Raw genomic sequence first — 20,951 nt, forward strand, 5'->3', positions numbered from 1 at the left:
AGGAGGCCTTTTCATGAAACATTCATTATTGCCGTCAGAAGAAAAAGTACAGTTGATTCAAGACTATCAGCCAGGCGCTTTTTTCCTTGCTTCCCCTAGACGTACAATACTTGCAGAAGGGATTTTCCAGCATATTGAAACCAATCAGCTCAATGAACTCTCCACAAGGGTAGCGCACGTATTTGACACTGCCAAACAAGCTGGTATTCAATCACCAATTATTGCTGGTGCTGTTCCGTTTGATCCGGCGCAACCCGTTCGTTTAAATGTGCCAATCCATGTACAGTTTAGTGACCCACTCGAATTTCATCAAGGTGATGAGAAATCGGAAGTGACATCGCCATCCTATGAGGTGACACCTGTCCCTTCTCCTGAAGTCTACATGAATGGTGTGAACGAAGGGTTAGCTAAAATTGAAAAAGGAGAGCTTAGCAAAATCGTCATTTCCCGATCTCTCCATCTCAAATCAAATCAAGACATTGATACGAAAGCAATACTCGAAAGGCTGGCTCGTCACAATACGACTGGCTATACGTTTGCTGCAAATGTAGCTGACCCGAAATCTCACCAAAAGCGCACACTTCTTGGGGCAAGTCCTGAGCTGCTTCTTTCAAAAACGGGTTCATCTGTGATTTCCAATCCACTCGCTGGTTCTCGGCCGCGTAGTTCAGATCCAGTAGAAGACCAGCGCCGTCACGATGAACTCCTTACTTCAGCGAAGGATTTACACGAGCATGCAGTGGTTGTCGACGCTGTCACTAAAGCGCTTACTCCTTACTGTAGTAAGTTAGATGTGCCTGTATCACCATCCGTCATACAAACAGAAACGATGTGGCATTTATCTACTGTCGTAAAAGGTGAATTAGCAGATTCCAGTGTATCCTCAATTGATTTAGCGCTGAGCCTTCATCCAACACCCGCAGTATGCGGAACACCTACAGCAGATGCACGTGAAGCAATCCAAGCGATTGAACCCTTCGATCGAGGATTTTTCACAGGAATGATCGGCTGGGCAGATGCAAATGGTGATGGTGATTGGATTGTCACCATTCGTTGTGCAGAAGCTGAGGGTCAATCCCTTCGCCTCTTTGCTGGTGCAGGAGTGGTCAAAGGATCTAAGGCAGAAGAAGAGCTAGCCGAAACATCTGCAAAGTTTAACACGATGCTTCGTGCGATGGGCATCCATCAGCTATAAAAATACATAGGAGATGACAAAAACATGTTTGTTCAACCACCTACATGGCCAGAAGAATTTGCAAAACGCTACCGTGAAAACGGCTGTTGGCGTGGAGAAACCTTTGGCGGTATGCTTCGTGAACGCGCCGTATCGTTAAGGAATAAAACTGCGATTACATACGCTGATACGCACATGAGCTACCAAGAACTTGATGAGCGCGTCAGCAGTCTTGCCGCCGGTTTCCATCAGCTTGGAATTCAAAAGGGCAGTCGAGTTGTCGTGCAGCTTCCTAACATTCCTGCTTTTTTTGAAGTCATTTTCGCTTTATTTCGAATCGGTGCTTTACCCGTCTTCTCACTGCCATCTCATAGAAGCAGCGAAATTACTTATTTTATTGAGTTTGCCGAAGCAGACGCATATGTCATACCAGATATCCATGATGGCTTTGATTATCGATCACTCGCACGTCAAGTGAAAGAAAAGCTTCCCTCATTCCCTCATGTCATTGTTGCAGGGAAGGCTGAGGAATTCCTTGACTTGGATGATCTGCGCAAGGACCCAGCACTTGATCCTCAAATTCATGTAGAGGCAAGTGATATTGCATTTCTTCAGTTATCAGGAGGCAGCACAGGCCTTTCTAAGCTCATACCTCGTACACATGATGACTATATGTATAGTCTTTGGAAAAGCAATGAGGTGTGCGAGCTCACAAAAGAAAGTGTGTATTTAGCTACACTTCCAGTTGCGCACAACTATCCATTAAGCTCGCCTGGAGTCCTTGGGACGTTATACGCAGGTGGAAGAGTCGTTCTTGCACCTGGATCAAGTCCTGATGTCGTCTTTCCACTCATTGAAAAAGAACGGGCAACTATTACCGCAGTCGTTCCACCTATTGCATTGATCTGGCTAGAAGCCGCTCCACATCGATCAGATGACTTATCGAGTCTTGAGGTCTTACAAGTCGGTGGTGCTAAATTAAGCGCCGAGGCAGCAAAACGAGTGATGCCTGCCCTTGGGTGTAAGTTACAGCAAGTTTTTGGCATGGCAGAAGGTCTGGTCAACTATACCAGATTGGATGATCCTGAACATGTCATTATCCATACACAAGGTCGTCCAATGTCTGAATATGATGAAGTACTAGTGGTAGATGATGAGGACAAGCCCGTCCCGAATGAAGTGGCTGGACACCTTTTAACAAGAGGACCTTATACGATTCGCGGCTACTATAAAGCCGATGAACAAAACAAGAAAGCATTTACACCCGATGGCTTTTACAGAACAGGTGACATCGTGCGATTAACAAAAGAAGGAAATGTGGTAGTAGAAGGCAGAGACAAGGATCAAATCAATCGTGGCGGCGAAAAGGTTGCCGCTGAAGAAGTTGAAAATCATTTACTTGCGCATCCTGACATTCATGATGCCGCCATGGTATCCATGCCAGATCCGTTTCTCGGTGAACGCTCATGTGCCTTTGTTATTGCGAAAGGAAACAACAAGCCAGCACCACACGCCTTAAAGTCATTTCTAAGAGAACGCGGGCTCGCTGCCTATAAAATTCCTGACCGCATTGAATGGATCGATGCGTTCCCGCAAACAGGTGTAGGCAAAGTCAGCAAAAAAGCATTAAGAGAATTGGCTTCAATCCATACTGCCAACGTATAAAAAAGAGGAGTGAAAACCATGGCAATCCCTACTATTCCTGCGTATCCAATGCCAAGCATACAAGATTTACCCGAAAATAAAGTGAACTGGATCCCTGATCCGAAGCGTGCTGTCCTGCTAATACATGACATGCAGCAATATTTTTTAAATGCATTTCAACAAGATACATCACCGATCACAGAGTTAGTGCAGCATATTGAACAATTACGTGATACATGCAAAGAACTCGGCATTCCAGTCGTCTATACCGCTCAACCTGGTGATCAAGACCCGAAGGATCGTGCCTTATTAACAGATTTCTGGGGGCCTGGTCTTGGTGATGATGAAGCATTGACAAAAATCATTGATCAGCTTGCTCCATCTGAGGCAGATACAATGCTGACAAAATGGCGTTATAGCGCATTCAAAAAATCCAACTTTTTAGATCTTCTTCACGAAGGCGGACGTGATCAACTGATCATTACTGGCGTATATGCACATATTGGATGTATGCTGACAGCCGCAGAAGCATTCATGCTCGATATTGAAACCTTTTTTGTCGCCGATGCCGTCGCTGACTTTTCACTTAAGCATCACAAAATGGCAATGACCTATGCAGCTGAACGCTGTGCGGTGACCACAACGACAAGCCAAATCATTCGTCGTTTAACAGGACAGGAAGCAGACGGTGATGATTTATCCTTTGATGCTATCGTTCATCAAGTAGCGAAGTATCTCCAAATCGAGCCGAATGAAATACCGCTAGACGAGAATCTCGTCTATCTTGGACTTGATTCAATTAGAATGATGAGCCTAGCAGAAAAGTGGAGACAGCAAGGAGCAACAGTCAATTTCGTTGAGCTTGCAGCAAATCCAACGCTCACGTCTTGGCGGACTCTTCTCTTCCCAGAAAAACAGCCATCTATCCCAAATATCGATTACTTGTAAAGGAGGTATAGACCCTTGTCGATCCAGTCAGTCGATTCATTCCCACTAACCGGTGCCCAATCAGGCATTTGGTATGCGCAGCAGCTTGATCCATCTAATCCTATTTTCAATACAGCTGAGTATATAGATATTAAAGGTCCAATTGATCCCGTACACTTTGAAGCAGCCATTAGAAAGACTGTTCTAGAAGCAGATTCCTTGTATATGCGCTTCGTTGAAGATACTGACGGTCCAAAGCAATGGTTGATATCTAAGAAAGAGATTCCATTTCAATATATCAATTTACAAAATGAAAAACAGCCGTTTGATGCGGCTAAAGCATGGATGAAGACTGACCTTGCAACACCAGTCTCTTTAGAGAATGATGTATTATTCTGTGAAGTACTTTTTCAACTTGCTGACGACCGTTTTATCTGGTATCAGCGCATTCATCACATTGCCATTGATGGATTCGCCTTTTCGCTCATTGCACGTCGTGTTGCTGAGGTCTATTCAGCCCTATCGAAAGGGACATCTGTGCCTCCTCAAACATTTGGAGCCTTACTTGACGTAGTCCAAGAAGAGATCACCTATCAACAGTCCAATCGGTATGAAGATGATCGAGTTTTTTGGAAAAATCGCTTTGCTGATCAACCTGAAATTGTCAGTCTTGCTGAGCTTGCCCCAAGAACGTCGGATCATTTTATCCGCAAAACGGCTAGATGCGATGCCGAAAAGGTAAGCAAAATGAAAAAAAATGCTCAATTTTTCGGTGGTACGTGGCATGAAATGATTCTTGCGGCATCCGCTCTATATATGCATCGTATGACGGGTGCACATGATATTGTTTTAGGATTACCTGTTATGATGCGCCTTGGATCTTGCGCCTTGCAAACACCCGGAATGGTCATGAACCTGGTACCGCTTCGTTTAACATGCAAACCAGAAATGACGCTCTCAGCACTTGTTCACCAAGTATCTGATGAACTGAAAGCCATTCGTCCTCATCAAAGATATCGTCATGAAGACATGCGGAGAGACTTTAAACTCATCGGAAGAAATCAACGATTATTCGGCCCGCAGATCAATATCATGCCATTTGATTATGATCTCAAGTTCGATCAGAGCATTGGTCAAGCACATAATCTTTCAGCAGGACCCGTAGATGATATATCGATCAACATATACGACCGCGCAGATGGGAACGGATTTCAAATCGACTTTGATGCAAACCCTGCCGTTTACAAAGAGCAAACAATTGATGCTCATCAGCAGCGTTTTCTTCAATTGCTGGAGGAAATAACCGGACTAGAGCAAGATCAGACAATCAGTCAATTTAACCTTCTTTTGTCTGAAGAAAAAGAGAACATTCTCAAGCACTGGAATGATACAAAACGAGAATTACCAAAAGAATCTTTACGGGAACTATTTGAAAAACAAGTCAGCAAAACCCCACAAGCAAAAGCATTACAGTTTGACGAAATCACTTTGACCTACGAAGAGTTGAATCAGCGGGCTAATCAATTAGCTCATTATTTGAAAAAGCGCGGCATTGGACCAGAACAATTTGTCGCAATGGCTCTGCCTCGGTCCATCGATATGGTCGTAAGTCTATTAGCCGTCGTCAAAACAGGGGCCGCCTATCTGCCACTAGACCCTGATTATCCTAACGATCGTGTCGCCTATATGCTAGAAGATGCCAAACCGGCGTGCTTGCTCACAGTCAAAGAGACAGCAGATCGTTTTGACCATTCACACATCATTCAACTGGATGATGCAACTACTCATCAGGAGATAGCCGGCAGTCCGCGCCTTAATCCGACTTGGAACGAAGGCTCCCCGCATCACCCGGCTTACATCCTCTACACGTCAGGATCGACAGGTAAACCAAAGGGTGTTGTTGTAACAAAGAGAAATGTGATCAACTTTATATTGTCCATGCAAGATTCATTTTTATTAGATCAAGGGGACCAGCTTTTAGCGGTAACAACCATTGCCTTTGATATTTCCGGGCTGGAAATGTTCCTCCCGCTTTTACATGGTGCCGCTATATTATTAGCAAAAAAAGAAACGATACAAGAACCAGCAAAACTTTCAGACATGATTCGTTCTCATCATGTCACAATCATGCAGGCAACACCAACGTTGTGGCATGCGTTAGCAGATGATTACCCTGACGTGATAACAGGTATGCGTGTTCTTGTTGGAGGAGAAGCACTCCCTGCCTCCCTTTTGCACACATTACAATCTCTTCAATGCGACATTACCAATTTGTACGGACCTACAGAAACGACGATCTGGTCTACCATGGAAAATGTCACAGCACATCGAGAGAATAGTGGACCGGCGATTGGCAAACCCATTTGGAATACGAGCATTTACATTTTAGATGAAGGACTAAACCCAGTCCCAGCAGGATCAATCGGTGAACTTTATATTGCAGGTGAAGGAGTATCCAGAGGATATCTTGGACGTTATGACTTAACGGCTGAACGATTTGTCGCTGATCCATTCGGCACAAAAGGCAAGAGAATGTATCGCACTGGTGATTTAGCCAGATGGCGTGAGAATGGCTCGATTGATTATATTAGCCGTGCTGATCATCAAATTAAAATTCGCGGCTTCCGTATTGAACTAGGTGAAATTGAGACAGTCATTATGCAGCATCCAGCCATAAAGCATACGTCCGTTATCGTTCGGGAGGATCAACCTGGACAACAGCTGCTTTGTGCGTATGTTGTGCTGACAGACGACTCTTCTCTTCACCCTTCAGAGCTTAGGCAGTTTGTGGCTGCGTTACTTCCAGACTACATGGTGCCTTCTGCTGTTGTCTTTTTGCCGGAACTGCCACTTACACCAAACGGCAAAATCGATCGCAAAGCATTGCCGGTGCCAAATATGTCTTTAGTTAGTTCTGAGCGTACACCTAGAACACCCCAAGAAGACATGTTATGTAGTTTATTTGCAGAAACCCTTGGCGTATCTCAAATTGGCATAGATGATAGTTTCTTTGATTTAGGCGGACATTCTTTACTTGCCGCTCGTCTGCTTCGACGTATACGAGATACATTCGGTGCAGACCTAAGCATGAGCACCATTTTTGAATCACCTCGAGTCGCTGAACTTGCACAGCACTTAGATAAAGCAAAGGACATTCGGCCGCCGCTTCAGGTAGAAAAAAAGCCAGATGAAATTCCATTATCCTTTGCTCAGAAACGGCTCTGGTTCCTTCATTGCCTTGAAGGGCCAAGTCCAACTTACAATATTCCACTTGTCATTCAGCTGACAGGTACATTAGATCAAAAAGCTCTCATTGGCGCTTTAGCAGATATCACTGAAAAACATGAAACCCTTAGAACCATCTTTCCAAATAAGAACGGCATGCCAAGACAGGTTATTTTACAGCCGAAAAGTGTTCAGCCTGAACTCCACGTCACAGGTTCAAGTGATCAACAAATTGATAATCAGTTAAACGAAGCCATTCGCTATAGCTTTAATATTGAAGAAGAACCTGCACTTCGAGCTGAATTATTCATACTTGATGCAAATCGATCCGTGCTGCTTCTATTGCTGCATCATATCGCTGGTGACGGCTGGTCACTTGCACCATTGACACGAGACTTAGCTGCTGCTTACGAAGCCCGTATACAAGGAAAATCAATCTCCTTGCCAGCCGAACCTGTTCAATATGCTGACTATGCTATTTGGCAGCAGAAGCTGTTGGGCAGTGAAGAAGAGACGGATAGTCTATTTGCCAAGCAGCTTACCTATTGGACAGGTGCCTTACATGACCTGCCTGAAGAACTGGAGCTTCCCTATGACTACCCGCGTCCACAGGAAGGAAGCTTCAACGGTGCTACGATCGACTTTACGATTGAGCCCGCTTTACACCAGCTGCTCCTTGAACTTGCAAAGCAGCATCAGGTGAGCTTGTTCATGGTGCTTCAAGCATCACTTGCAGCATTACTGACACGTCTTGGGGCGGGAACAGATATCCCTATTGGCAGTCCAATTGCTGGGCGGAATGACGATGCACTTGACGACATTGTGGGATTGTTTGTGAATACACTAGTATTACGTACAAATACAGCTGGTAATCCAACCTTTAGTGAGCTATTGAAGCGAGTGCGAGACGTTGACTTAGCAGCCTATGAGCATCAGGACCTGCCATTTGAACGGCTAGTGGAAATTCTAAATCCAACCCGCTCCAGATCACGCAATCCATTGTTCCAGGTCATGCTTGCCTTCCAAAATACACCGAAGGCGGAAATGAAACTGACACAACTTGACTCAGACCTCTACGTGAAACCAGTAGGATCAGCTAAATTTGATCTGACCATCGAATTAACAGAACAAAGAACTGAAACTGGTTCAGCAGCAGGATTAACAGGATTGTTTGAATTCAGCACAGATGTATTTAAACAAAGTACCATTCAAGCAATCGCTGCCAGAATGAAGCGCTTTTTAACAGAGATAGCTGAGCGCCCACATCTGCCGATTGGTCAAGTGAACATTTTATCAGATAAAGAGCGGCAAACATTTCTACCTGAAAAAAAGACATTCGCTCAGTTAGACCAAGCACATCGTCTCCCGACCTTATTTGAAAAAACGGTGCAGCAATATCCTGATCGAGTGGCAGTAACGGATGGCAAGAGGCAGCTTACCTATGAAGAGTTAAACAACAAAGCCAATCGTCTTGCTCATTTATTAATAGAAAGAGGCGTTGGACCAGAACAGTTCGTTGCACTTGCCCTGCCTAGATCAATCGATATGCTCGTCAGCCTATTAGCCGTTCATAAAGCAGGCGCAGCCTATGTTCCGCTTGATCCTGATTATCCAGCAGACAGGCTGGCATACATGATACAAGATGCCAAACCAGTTTGCAGCATCACAACAAAAGCAGCTGCATTGCATCTCCCTGCTGATTGCGATTTGATTTTGTTAGACGAAAAAGAAACAAATGATCAATTACAGATGATGCCAAATCACAATCCGGCTGATATAGACAGACTTGAGCCGCTATCTCCTCTGCATCCGGCCTATATTATTTATACATCCGGATCTACAGGAAAACCAAAAGGAGTGGTCATCCCACACCAAAATGTCATACGTCTTCTGACATCTACTGAACATTGGTTCCATTTCGATGAAGAGGATGTTTGGACAATGTTCCATTCGTATGCCTTTGATTTTTCAGTTTGGGAAATATGGGGACCCCTTTTATATGGCGGTCGGCTTGTCATTGTTCCTCATACCATCTCTCGTTCTCCAGAAGAGATGCTGCAGCTTCTAGTCGATGAAGGTGTGACTGTGCTTAATCAAACACCTTCTGCCTTCTATCAGCTCATGCAGATAGACAAGGAACAACAAACACTTGGTCAAGCATTATCACTCCGCTATGTCATCTTTGGCGGTGAAGCATTAGAGCTTAGCAGATTAGAAGATTGGTACAGCCGTCACTCAGACTGCAAGCCAAAGCTAATTAACATGTACGGCATTACAGAAACCACCGTACACGTTACGTACAATGTACTCAATCGAGACATGATCGCAAAGAAATCCAGTAGCTTAATAGGCGAACCGATTCCTGATTTACGCGTGTACGTACTAGATGAATACCTACAGCCTGTTCCACCTGGGACGACAGGTGAAATGTATGTAGCTGGAGCTGGTTTGGCTAGAGGTTATCTAGGCAGGCCTGACCTGACATCTGATCGATTCCCTGCCGATCCTTATGGAGCACCTGGCACAAGGATGTATCGAACTGGCGACCTCGCTCGCTGGACAGAAGAAGGGGCACTTGATTACATTGGCAGAGCTGATCATCAAATTAAAATACGCGGGTTTAGAATTGAACTTGGAGAAATCGAAGCCGTTCTATCACGCCACGATGCAGTTGCACAAGTTGCCGTGATTATGCGAGAGGATCAGCCTGGCGACAAACGATTAGTCGCATACATCGTCACAACTGAAGAAGACCGTTTCGATACAGAGAATCTTCGCCATTTTGCGTCAGCCAGTCTTCCTGATTACATGGTGCCTGCGGCTTATGTACAGATTGATACGATGCCACTTACAGCAAACGGGAAGCTTGATCAAAAATCACTACCGGCACCTCAATTGCACATACAGCAGACGGATGGCCGCGGCCCAAGAAACCCGAAAGAGGAAGTTCTATGCCACCTCTTTGAAGAGGTGCTTGATTTGCCAAAAATCAGCATTGACGATCGCTTTTTTGATATTGGCGGGCACTCATTACTTGCGGTTCGTTTAATCAGCCGCATTCGTGATGCACTTGGTGTCAAACTAAGCATCGGAACGTTGTTTGAAGCACCAAACGTTGCCAGCTTGGCAGAGAAACTAGAAACCGGAAGTGATGAAAACGCACTAGAAATCCTGCTGCCGCTACGAACAAATGGAGAAAGATATCCTCTCTTCTGTGTTCACCCAGCTGGTGGTCTTAGCTGGTGCTATGCAGGTCTCTTGAATACATTAGAGAAAGACATCCCTATTTATGGATTACAAGCACGAGGCATTGCAAGAAAAGATGACTACCCGTACACATTAGATGATATGGCTGCGGATTATATCAAGCATATCCGAACGATTCAACCAAAAGGTCCTTATCATCTTCTTGGCTGGTCACTTGGTGGAAACGTTGTACAGGCAATGGCTACACAGCTCCAGCAGCAAGGTGAAGAAATCGCTCTCGTTGCGATGCTCGATGCCTATCCAAACCATTTCTTACCGATTAAAGAAGCACCCGATGAAGAAGAAGCACTAATCGCTCTTCTTGCACTCGGCGGTTATGATCCAGATACCTTAACAGGTGAACCGCTCACGATGAAAAGTGCTGTCGACATCTTGAAGAAAGACGGCAGTGCACTAGCAAGCTTAAGTGAAGATGCCATTAGAAATCTAAAGGAAACCTATGTCAATTCAGTTCGATTGCTCGGAGAATATCAGCCAAAAACTTATCATGGGGACATATTATTCTTTAGATCTACCATTATCCCAGATTGGTTTACACCAATTGATCCCGAAGCATGGGCACCTTATATCAACGGAACCATTGAACAGCACGACATTCATTGCCGGCACAAAGACATGTGCCAGCCTAAACCCCTAGCAGAAATTGGTGTCATCTTAGACAACGCTCTGCATCGGGTCAAACAAAAGCACTAAGAATAAAGGAGAGATGACAAATGACAAATCCCTTTGATCGTGAAGACGGTGTATTTCTTGTGCTTGTCAATGAACAAGGACAGCATTCACTTTGGCCATCATTTGCACCAGTGCCAGATGGGTGGGAAAAGGTCTTTGGTGAAGACACTAGAAATGCCTGCATCGATTATATCCAGACACACTGGCAGGACTTACGGCCATTAAGCTTAACAAAAGAACCTGTGCTAGCACATGGAAAAACAGACTAAATCATCGCGCCCTGATCTGACTCAGGGTGCTTTTTTGACAGAATAAACATCACCATCATTCCGCTCTTTCTGCTACAATTTAATTGAGAATGTTTATCAACAAATAAGAGATCAGGTGGTTTTATGGGAAACAATCAATTACGTACAATGGCAAATGCCGAACAATTCATCTATCGATTGACATTTGCTGAAAAAATAAAGAATGCAGAGCTTCCGCATAAGGAGCAGCAATTATCAGATACATTTTGCCTCCTCATTAGCATAAGCAGCAGCGGCTTACTCACGCTGAACGATCAAAAATGGCGATTGAAAAATTTAACACTCTATACAATTCTGTCTGATGAGACATTTATGTTAAAAACAAAGCCTTATCAAAAACACGAGCTCTATCTGCTTCGCTTTCAAATGTTCACGCCGCAAGGTCAACACATAGAAGAAGTATCAACTGAACATGCCCGGTCTTTACTGAATGTATGGCAATTTATCGATATTAGCTCAATTGAACAAATTCATTCTTTACTGTCCGAAATGACAGAGGAATGGAAAAGACATGAATCCGTTAGCTTTTTTAGAAGCCAAACCCTTTTTCAACAGCTCATCCTGCAGCTTTTCACACTGCATAATGAAGATATTTGTGACACGACACATGCCCTTTTCAAAACAAAACAATATATTGATCAACATTCCGAAGAACCCCTCAGCCTTACAAGTCTATCTCAAATGGCTGGCATCAGCGCCAATCATTACAGTGAGCTATTTAAAAAGCATTTTAATGTGAGTGTCACTGATTACATCACCAAGAAAAGGATGACTAGAGCCAAACAGTTAATGGCAAAAGGCAACGCAAAGCTCAAAGACATTGCACTGGAAATCGGCTATCAAGATCCCTATTACTTTAGCCGCATCTTTAAGAAAAAAATGGGCATGACCCCTTCTACTTATATGAAAAGCCGTCAGCGGAAAATTGCAGCCTATGGCCATTCTATACTCGGTCAGCTCACACCCATTCATATCATCCCGTATGCTGCCCCTCTTCACCCTAAATGGACAGCACATGATTTTGAGCATCATGCAGAAGAAATCCCGATTCACCTGAGTGCACATCGGATCAACGAGCACGCTGAAGCCAATTTACAGCAATTAAAGGAAACAAAACCTGAGCTGATCATTGCCAATGATCATGTGACAGAAGAAGAAAAACAAGTGTTGAAAACCATCTGTCCTGTTCACTTTGTTCCATTCACCCAATTGGATTGGCGCACTCAATTCAGACAAACAGCTATGTTCCTAAACGAAGCGAAGGAAGCAGAAGAATGGCTGATTCATTATGAGGATCTCGTCATTCAGGCGAAAAAGACATGCCTTTTTGATCATCCACCAAAAACCGTCCTGCCTCTTCGTATCTTTCAAGATCAACTCTACTTGTCTGTAAATCGCACCATGTCAGAAGTGATTTTTCATGATATTGGTCTTCTGCCAGCTTTTCAGAATGATGGACAGCTAATAGAAAAGAAAATCACCATTCGCTCCATACAACAGCTAGATCCAGACGCCATCTTCCTCTACTTGCATAAGGAGCCAAAAACCCTTGCTTTTTATCAAAAGTTAAAGCAACAGGAAGATTGGCAAAACCTCAAAGCTGTGACGCAGCAAGCAGTCTATCCACTAGCATCTGACCCTTGGCGTGAATACACAGCAGCCAGTCATCAACGAGTCATTCAGGACCTTTTATCTTTTTTTCCGTAAAAAGTCCATCATTTGGCAGAGAATTGTCTATGGATAAAAGAACAAAAGCCTAATACAATCTTTAATTGAGAACAATTATCAGTTAAAGGAGAAAACAAATGAAAAAATGGTTAGCATTGCTTATCCTTTGTATCATGACGATCACCACAGCTGCCTGTGGTGATGCAGAAAATAAACCTGCTTCAAACACAACCAAAAGCAAGTCAGCTGAAATAGCAGAAACAAGCATCAATTACTTAGATCAAACGTACAAACTCAAAACGCCAGTGAAACGAATTGTCATTGCTGGAAGCCTAGAATCAATGGAAGATGCCAAATTACTTGATATCGAGCCTATTGGTGCTTCTACAGTAGGCGGCGCATTCCCTGAATTATTTAAAGACATCACAGCGAAAACAGAAGGCATCGGTGAAAAAACAGAACCGAACCTAGAAAAAATCTTAAAATTAAAACCAGATGTGATACTCGGATCAACAAAGTTTCCACCTGCAACAATTAAAAAATTGGACAAAATCCAAACAACGATCCCAGTATCCCATGTCTCTTCTGACTGGGAAAGCAATCTTTTATTGCTCGGTACACTTACTGGAAAAAGTGAAGAAGCGAAAAACATCATTTCTGATTATCAGAAAGACCTCAAACAAGCGAAAGAAACCCTGAAAGACAAAAGCAGCAACAAAACAGCTGTCATTTTACGCATTAGACAAGGCGACCTGTACTTGTACCCTGAAGACGTATACTTCAACTCTACCTTATATGGGGACTTAGGATTTACAGCACCAAATGATATCAAAAAAGCCAAAGCACAAGCATTGATTTCATTGGAGCGCCTGGGCGAACTCAATCCTGACTATATTTTCGTTCAGTTCTCTAAAGAGGAAAACTCATCGAAACCTAACGCATTAAAAGACTTAGAGGAAAATAAAATTTGGACTAGCCTAAAAGCTGTGAAAAATGGGCACATCAATGAAAATGTCGTTGATCCTATGCTTCAAGGAGGAACTGCACTAAGCAAAACAACCTTCCTTGATAAGGCCGTCAAATGGTTAGAGAAAAACAACTAAAAAAAGAAGACAAAGGGTTAATGTTTAGCCCTTTGTCTTCTTTTCAGCGTATTTGAGAATCTTGAGGAGTGAATACATATGAACGGAACGTTTCTATATGACGAGTTTAACGGGCGTCAGCTTGATATTTACGTTCCACAGGACACCTCTATTAATGTTCCAGCTGTCTTTGTACAAGATGGCTCTTCTTTATTTAGAACACACCTGCTAGAGATCGAAAGACTGATCGAAGCCAAAACCATCTCTCCAATCATCATTGTCGGCATACACCCCTTCAATCGACTCGACGAGTATACACCATGGAAGGCGTCATCACTGCACTCTGGGTTTCCTGACTTTAAAGGCGAGGCACAGACGTATGTGTCATTTTTAGCGAATGACTTGCTCCCATATATCAAAAGAAAATATCCAGTCAAACAGACCTGTCATGAACATAGTCACATAGGTGCTTCATTAGGTGGGCTATTTGCAATTTATACTTTATTGATGTACCCTGATCTTTTTAAAAACATCGCATCTATCTCTGGGTCATTTTGGTATCAAGATTTTCTGCCGTTTGCTAAACAACAAAGCATTCAGTATGTGGATCACCTTATTTATTTGTCTGTAGGCAGTGAAGAAGGTAAAGGCAAAACATCTGCTCAACAGCACATGCCTTTATTCAATAAACAACTACATGATCTTTTATTACAGAAAGGGATGCAGGAATGGCAGCTGCACTATCACATCGAACAAGGGGAGGGCCATCATCTGAAACAATTTCAAAAAAATTTCTTATCAGCCCTAAAGTGGTTTTATCAAAGAGAACGCTAATTTTTTATCTGCATGGCACAAAGCCGATATGATATATTGGAACTTATAGATTGAAAGAGGAGGGATTTGCGTATGAGACCTTTACAAATCTCAGCCGATACAGCACAAAAACTTGCGGCATCACTTAATGTACCCATTGAACAAATTATGCATATGCCGCAACATATCTTAATCGCTAAACTAGCAGAACTTGAACAGAAGAAAGATCTTTCTTCTTAAAGAAATAAAGGAGTTTACATTCATGGAACAACAACTAGAACAATCAACATTACATCCCCGCAGCAAGGGACAAACCATCCTGCTGATTGCTGGGATTTTACTCATTGCATTTAACCTGCGGCCTGCCATTACGTCCGTGGGACCTCTCATCGGCGCCATTCGTTCCGATTTGCAGCTTTCAAATGGACTTGCGGGTTTTCTCACCACTTTACCACTGCTCTCATTCGCATTGCTTTCTCCAATTGCACCTAAAATCGGAAAGCGTCTTGGCAATGAACGAACCCTTTGGCTTGGGCTTGCTGTCCTTCTATTTGGGATTGTGATTCGCTCGTTTGGCTCGATCACCTTCTTAATGGTGGGAACTGCGCTTGTCGGTGTCGGGATTGCGATATGTAATGTGCTTTTACCGGGGCTCGTAAAGCATAAATTTCCTGCACATGCTGGTTTGATGACGAGCGTGTATACGACTTCGATGTCCGTCTTTGCGGCACTTGCATCAGGTGTCAGTGTTCCGCTCAGCCATACGATGCCTGGCGGCTGGAATACTTCATTCCTCGTATGGGCTGGCCTTGCACTTCTCGCGATGATGGTCTGGGCGCCGCAGCTTCTTCATCAGAACACAGCGGCCGTCAAAAGCATTTCGCTCAAAGAGCAGCCGATATGGCGTTCGCGTGTCGCATGGCAGGTGACCTTTTTTATGGGCTTGCAGTCATTCCTTTTCTATAGCAGCATCGCCTGGTTTCCTGATATCTTAACATCACATGGAATGAACCTGTCGACAGCCGGCTGGATGCTGTCCATTATGCAGTTTGCTGGGCTTCCATCAACCTTTTTAGCGCCTGTTTTTGCAGAAAAGTTAAAAACACAAAGACCGCTTGTCTTCGGTCTTGTCCTTGTGTATTTACTTGGTATGATCGGACTTCTTCTCGGAGGATCGACGCCTATTCTTGTGATCTCTGTTTTATTGATCGGCATTGGACAAGGTGCCAGCATCAGTCTGGCGCTCACTTTTATCGGTTTACGGACGACCAATCTGGAGCAAGCCGCTGCCCTCTCCGGAATGGCGCAGTCTCTCGGTTATTTATTAGCCGCCGTTGGTCCTTTCATGATCGGTATCCTTTTTGATCTCACACATACATGGACGCCATCCATTATCATCTTTATCATCATCTTATTTTTCATGCTTTTATCCGGTATGCGTGCTGGACGAAACGTCTATATATCAGATCCATCATAAAAAAGAACCCGCCTCCTCATGAGAGACGGGTTCTTTACTGTTTATGCTTGTTCTGTCACGTGTACCTTTAATGTTGCTTGTACCTCAGGATGAAGCTTCACCGGTACATTTGTGTAACCTAATGCACGGATGGCGTCATTTAGCTCGATTTTGCGCTTATCGACTTTGATTTGATGATCCTTTTGCAATTTATCAGCGATTTGCTTGCTTGTAATTGATCCAAACAAACGGCCGCCTTCACCTGATTTTGCTGTTAGTTCCACTGTTAGCGCCTCAAGTGTTTCTTTTAGTTGTTTCGCTTGTTCAAGCTCTTGGATGGCATTCTTTTTCTCTTTGTTCTTCTGCCCTTCCAATGCGCTTAGGTTCGTTGGGTTTGCTTCAACTGCTAACCCCTGTTTGATGAGAAAGTTGTGAGCGTATCCGTCAGCGACATTCTTGACTTCGCCTTTTTTCCCTTTGCCTTTTACGTCTTTTAGAAAGATGACTTTCATCTTTGAACCCCTCCTTCGAAATATTCATCAATGGCAGCTTTTAACTGCTCTACCGCTTCTTCAATGGTTATACCATACATTTGGGTTGCAGCGTTAGTTAAATGACCGCCGCCATCTAACGCTTCCATGATAATTTGGACGTTGATGTCCCCTAATGATCTTGCACTAATGCACACCGTGTTGTCATCTCGTCTTGCGACAGCAAATGACGCTTCTACCTCACTCATTGACAACAGAGAATCAGCCGTCTGGGCAATCGTAATTTGATCATAATACTCCGAGCTGTCTGACGGTAATGAAGCAATCGCCACCTGATTTTGATACAGATCTGTATGCTGAATGAGTTTTGCCCGTTTGATGTAATGATCGACGGTCTCTTTTAGGAATTTTTGCACAAGGACAGGATCTGCCCCCTTCGCACGAAGATAGGAGGCTGCATCAAACGTTCTTGATCCCGTTCTCAGCGAGAAACTCTTCGTATCAACGATGATCCCTGCGAGAAGCGCAGTCGCTTCAATCATGTTAATGCGCAATTTCTTCGGCTGATACTCTAAAAGCTCTGTCACAAGCTCTGCTGTGGATGAAGCATACGGCTCCATATAGACAAGTAATGGATCACGGATAAACTCCTCGCCGCGTCTATGATGGTCAATGACCACGACATTTTCAATTTTATTGAGCAGTCGTTCTTCCATAACGAGAGACGGTTTATGTGTATCCACGACCACCAGCAGCGTGTCATCCTTTGCAAGCTCCATGGCTTCCTCTGGGGTGATAAAACGTGACCAAAGATCTTCATAATTCTTAATTTCACTAATCAAACGTTGAACACTGTCCCCAATCTGGTTGGCATCAATGACAATATAGCCTTCTTTCCCATTGGCCTGGGCGACCTTTAAAATCCCAATGGATGCACCAATCGAGTCCATGTCTGGGAACTTATGCCCCATGATCATGACATTGCTACTTTCAGATACAATTTCTTTTAAAGCATGAGAAATGACTCGTGCGCGTACACGTGTCCGTTTCTCCATTGGATTCGTTTTCCCGCCGTAGAATTTCACTTTTCCATTCGGCTGCTTAATGGCTACCTGATCCCCGCCTCGTCCGAGGGCAAGATCAAGACTCGACTGCGCAAGTGCCCCAAGCTCTTTTAAAGAAGGCACGGACGCACCGATCCCGATACTCAGGGTAAGCGTCGCACTATGCGCTCCTGTTTTCTCACGGACCTCGTCTAAAATAGAGAATTTCGACGCTTCCAGCTCTGCTAAAATGCTCTCATTTAGAACCGCCATAAATCGTTCGGACGAAATTCGCTTCAGGAAAATGCCATATTCCTGTGCCCAATTGTTTAACAGAGACGTCACTTCACTATTAATGGTGCTGCGTACCTGATCGTCAAGACCCTGCGTGACATCATCGTAATTGTCTAAAAAGATATAAGATAACACCGTTCGTTCATTTTCGTACTGTCTTTCAATCTGTACCTGTTCTGTGACATCAAAGAAATATAAAAGGCGCTCTGACCGTTTAATAATAACTTTGAATTTCCGGTCATTCAGTGTCACATTTTCTGTCTCGACCTCTTGTTTAATCAGAGGCACAATGGACTCGAATGTATCATACAAGGATCTGCCGACAAGCGTGCTTTCATGAAAACACGAAGCGAGAAATGGATTTGTCCATTCGATATAATACTGGTCATTAAACAGCATAATACCAATTGGCATTTCCATTAATGCTTCTTCTCCAACCTTTTTGACTCGATAGGATAATGTTGAAATATATGAATCAATCTCTTTTTGCACTTGCGTATCTGCCCACTTTAAGAAGTAGAGCACACCTGCAAGGACTAAAAGACCAACCGCTCCTATGATCCAATTATAATAAAGGTTGAGGAGGACTGTGACCACCGCTAGGACAATCAAAGCGATGATCGGATACTTGATGACAGGTTTTCTATAGAAGCTTGGCACTGATATCAACTCCTCAACATTCAGAGTGAATTATTTGTTTTTTACTTTTTCTCTTAAATCAAAGCCTATGTCAGCAATCCCTATAATACGCACAATCACACCGACTGGCGGATAGAGAACCCCTAACACGATAGCGAAAATGGGCACCGCTTTTGAGATGCTTTTTTCATGGCAATAATAGAAGATAAAGGAAAATCCCTGAATAAGCACCAGTATAAATAAAATTTGAAAAGCACTCGTTTGAACGAGCCATAAAAAGCTGCCTTTTTCCGTCTGAATCAGCATCAAAAGCAGTGTGAGTAAATAATACCATACCATGCTTTTTGGCAGCCGCATATCCTTAAATTTCTTCAAGGCTGGCATGTCTTTGACAAACCGTTTGATCAGAGGCTGCACGAACCAGTGGTTCACGAACGCCAGCAACGTGACACCAATTAACAGCGCGACAGGTAAAGCACTCAATGCGGAATCCTTTATCTCTCTGAACTGCTTCAGCTGCTTCGCAATGTCCTGCTCAGAAGCACCGGATTGCTTTAAGGCACTCTCTAACATTGGAATCAATTGCTCAATCGACTCTTTCGCGACACTCATAATATCGACTTGAAAAAGCTGAACACTGACAACAAAGGAGATAAGGAAACTGAATAAATAGATCAGCGCACCTGAAATGATGGCATTCCCAGGCTGCCGTCTGCTGTAGAAAACACCCATGCCTAATCCGACAGCAATCAGAATTGGTGCAGTCATGAGTCCATTAATAGACCCAATTAAAAAGCTGATCACTATCCCAATAGCGCCAGCAGCAATTCCTTTTTTCAAACCGTGCCTGATTGTATAGAGGATGATCGGAATCGGAGCAGCTAGAAAGAAAATAATGGATAATAGCGGCACATACAAATAAAACAGCGTCATGACAGAGAAAATACTGATCATGATAGCGCCCTCTACTAACGCTTTTGTTTGTTTCACACCTTCACCTCTATCCAATCCTTTTACTATATCTTGCTCAATGTGTCCTTCTATGTATACGTACGATGTAAGCTACACCATGTCTTACCCCAACCTTTATTTTACCATAGCGGTAAATCGCAAGTAAAATGCAGTCTATCTTAGGAGCGTTTCACGTGGAACACTGATACCAATTCGTACATGCAACTTTTCAAACAGCATGTTACAATTTTTTAGATTATTCTTAGCTATAAACCCTGAATTCAAGGACAAAAGCTGTTAGAATAGAAACATCATCAATAAATGTAAGAAGGAGAATTCATATGGGAAAAACACTCGTATTCGGACACAAAAACCCTGACACAGACACGATTTGCTCTGCTATCGCTTACGCTGATCTAAAAAACAAAATCGGCGTCGAAGCAGAAGCGGTCAGACTTGGAGAAATCAATGGAGAAACACAATACGCATTAGATTTCTTTCAACAAGATGCACCTCGTTTCATTGAAACGGCTGCAAACGAAACAAAGCAAGTCATTCTTGTCGATCATAACGAATTCCAACAAAGTGTAAGTGATATTGATCAAGTACAAGTGACTGAGGTCATTGACCATCACCGTATTGCCAACTTTGAAACAAGTGAACCTCTATACTATCGCGCTGAACCTGTTGGCTGTACAGCAACAATCTTAAACAAAATGTACAAAGAGAACCAAGTGAAGATTGAAAAAGAAATCGCTGGTTTGCTTTTATCTGCAATCATTTCTGATTCCTTGTTATTCAAATCCCCAACATGCACACAACAAGACATTGATGCTGCGCATGAGCTAGCTAAAATTGCAGGGGTAGATCCAGAAGTTTACGGTCTAGACATGCTAAAAGCTGGCGCTGACCTAAGCCAAAAAACGGTTCAAGAATTAATTACAATTGATGCAAAAGAATTCGCACTAGGCAATAGCAAAGTGGAAATTGCGCAAGTCAATACAGTAGATATTGCAGAAGTTACAGCAAGACAGGCTGACATTGAAGCGAAAATCAATGAAGTCATCGCAGCGAAAGGTCTTGATCTATTCGTTCTAGTGATCACAGACATTCTAGAAAATGACTCTCTTGCACTTGCACTCGGTACCGAAGCGGCAAAAGTAGAAAAAGCATTTAACGTCACACTTGAGAACAACACCGCTTTACTAAAAGGTGTTGTCTCAAGAAAGAAACAAGTCGTACCTGCACTGACAGACGCTCTTTCTTCATAAACACAAAAAGACTGCTGACCTGTTCA

14 protein-coding genes are annotated in these 20,951 nt (G+C 43.4%); 11 read left to right on the plus strand and 3 right to left on the minus strand.

Annotation, left to right across the window (positions count from 1 at the left end; translation table 11 throughout):
• The first annotated feature begins 13 nt into the window (after positions 1-13).
• From dhbC to SB660_RS04990, 10 genes are all read left to right on the plus strand, one after another.
• The gene (dhbC, locus tag SB660_RS04945; protein ID WP_410581597.1) at positions 14-1,195 is read left to right on the plus strand and encodes an isochorismate synthase DhbC; all 1,182 of its coding nucleotides are present in this window, start codon (positions 14-16) and stop codon (positions 1,193-1,195) included.
• Between the two features lie 24 nt (positions 1,196-1,219).
• Positions 1,220-2,839 carry a (2,3-dihydroxybenzoyl)adenylate synthase gene (locus SB660_RS04950; RefSeq protein WP_410581599.1) on the plus strand — a complete coding sequence of 540 codons (1,620 nt, stop codon included), beginning with the start codon at positions 1,220-1,222 and terminating at the stop codon, positions 2,837-2,839.
• 18 nt (positions 2,840-2,857) lie between these two features.
• A complete protein-coding gene (locus SB660_RS04955; protein ID WP_410581601.1) occupies positions 2,858-3,766 on the plus strand; it encodes an isochorismatase family protein in 909 nt (302 codons plus the stop codon).
• 15 nt (positions 3,767-3,781) lie between these two features.
• The gene (locus tag SB660_RS04960; protein WP_410581603.1) at positions 3,782-10,930 is read left to right on the plus strand and encodes an amino acid adenylation domain-containing protein; all 7,149 of its coding nucleotides are present in this window, start codon (positions 3,782-3,784) and stop codon (positions 10,928-10,930) included.
• A gap of 20 nt (positions 10,931-10,950) precedes the next feature.
• Positions 10,951-11,178 carry an MbtH family protein gene (locus SB660_RS04965; RefSeq protein ID WP_061410170.1) on the plus strand — a complete coding sequence of 76 codons (228 nt, stop codon included), beginning with the start codon at positions 10,951-10,953 and terminating at the stop codon, positions 11,176-11,178.
• Positions 11,179-11,301: 123 nt separating this feature from the next.
• Positions 11,302-12,924, plus strand: coding sequence for a helix-turn-helix domain-containing protein (locus SB660_RS04970; RefSeq protein ID WP_410581605.1), 1,623 nt, complete (start codon positions 11,302-11,304; stop codon positions 12,922-12,924).
• Positions 12,925-13,022: 98 nt separating this feature from the next.
• Positions 13,023-13,988 (plus strand): ABC transporter substrate-binding protein, encoded by a 966-nt coding sequence (locus tag SB660_RS04975; protein WP_410581607.1) that lies wholly within the window; start codon positions 13,023-13,025, stop codon positions 13,986-13,988.
• A gap of 78 nt (positions 13,989-14,066) precedes the next feature.
• On the plus strand, positions 14,067-14,801 hold the full coding sequence (locus SB660_RS04980) for an alpha/beta hydrolase (protein WP_410581609.1): 735 nt from the start codon (positions 14,067-14,069) through the stop codon (positions 14,799-14,801).
• A gap of 72 nt (positions 14,802-14,873) precedes the next feature.
• A complete protein-coding gene (locus SB660_RS04985) occupies positions 14,874-15,020 on the plus strand; it encodes a YycC family protein (protein WP_410581611.1) in 147 nt (48 codons plus the stop codon).
• 22 nt (positions 15,021-15,042) lie between these two features.
• A complete protein-coding gene (locus SB660_RS04990) occupies positions 15,043-16,257 on the plus strand; it encodes a CynX/NimT family MFS transporter (protein ID WP_058013201.1) in 1,215 nt (404 codons plus the stop codon).
• 41 nt (positions 16,258-16,298) lie between these two features.
• Here the strand turns inward: SB660_RS04990 and rplI are convergent, their stop codons facing one another.
• The 3 genes from rplI to SB660_RS05005 are packed head-to-tail and all read right to left on the minus strand — an operon-like array spanning position 16,299 to position 19,693.
• Positions 16,299-16,748: a 50S ribosomal protein L9 gene (gene rplI / locus SB660_RS04995; protein WP_044139055.1), complete on the minus strand. Its 450-nt coding sequence runs from the start codon at positions 16,746-16,748 to the stop codon at positions 16,299-16,301.
• Positions 16,745-18,724, minus strand: coding sequence for a DHH family phosphoesterase (locus tag SB660_RS05000; protein WP_058013200.1), 1,980 nt, complete (start codon positions 18,722-18,724; stop codon positions 16,745-16,747). The genes rplI and SB660_RS05000 overlap by 4 nt, the downstream gene beginning before the upstream one ends.
• A gap of 30 nt (positions 18,725-18,754) precedes the next feature.
• A complete protein-coding gene (locus tag SB660_RS05005; protein WP_410581614.1) occupies positions 18,755-19,693 on the minus strand; it encodes a YybS family protein in 939 nt (312 codons plus the stop codon).
• A gap of 302 nt (positions 19,694-19,995) precedes the next feature.
• On the opposite strand from SB660_RS05005, the gene SB660_RS05010 reads away from it, so the two are divergent.
• A complete protein-coding gene (locus SB660_RS05010) occupies positions 19,996-20,925 on the plus strand; it encodes a manganese-dependent inorganic pyrophosphatase (RefSeq protein WP_339164645.1) in 930 nt (309 codons plus the stop codon).
• Positions 20,926-20,951: the final 26 nt, after the last annotated feature.

This window comes from Bacillus sp. SIMBA_005 (assembly GCF_046535585.1).
In the GTDB taxonomy this organism is placed as follows: domain Bacteria; phylum Bacillota; class Bacilli; order Bacillales; family Bacillaceae; genus Bacillus; species Bacillus pumilus.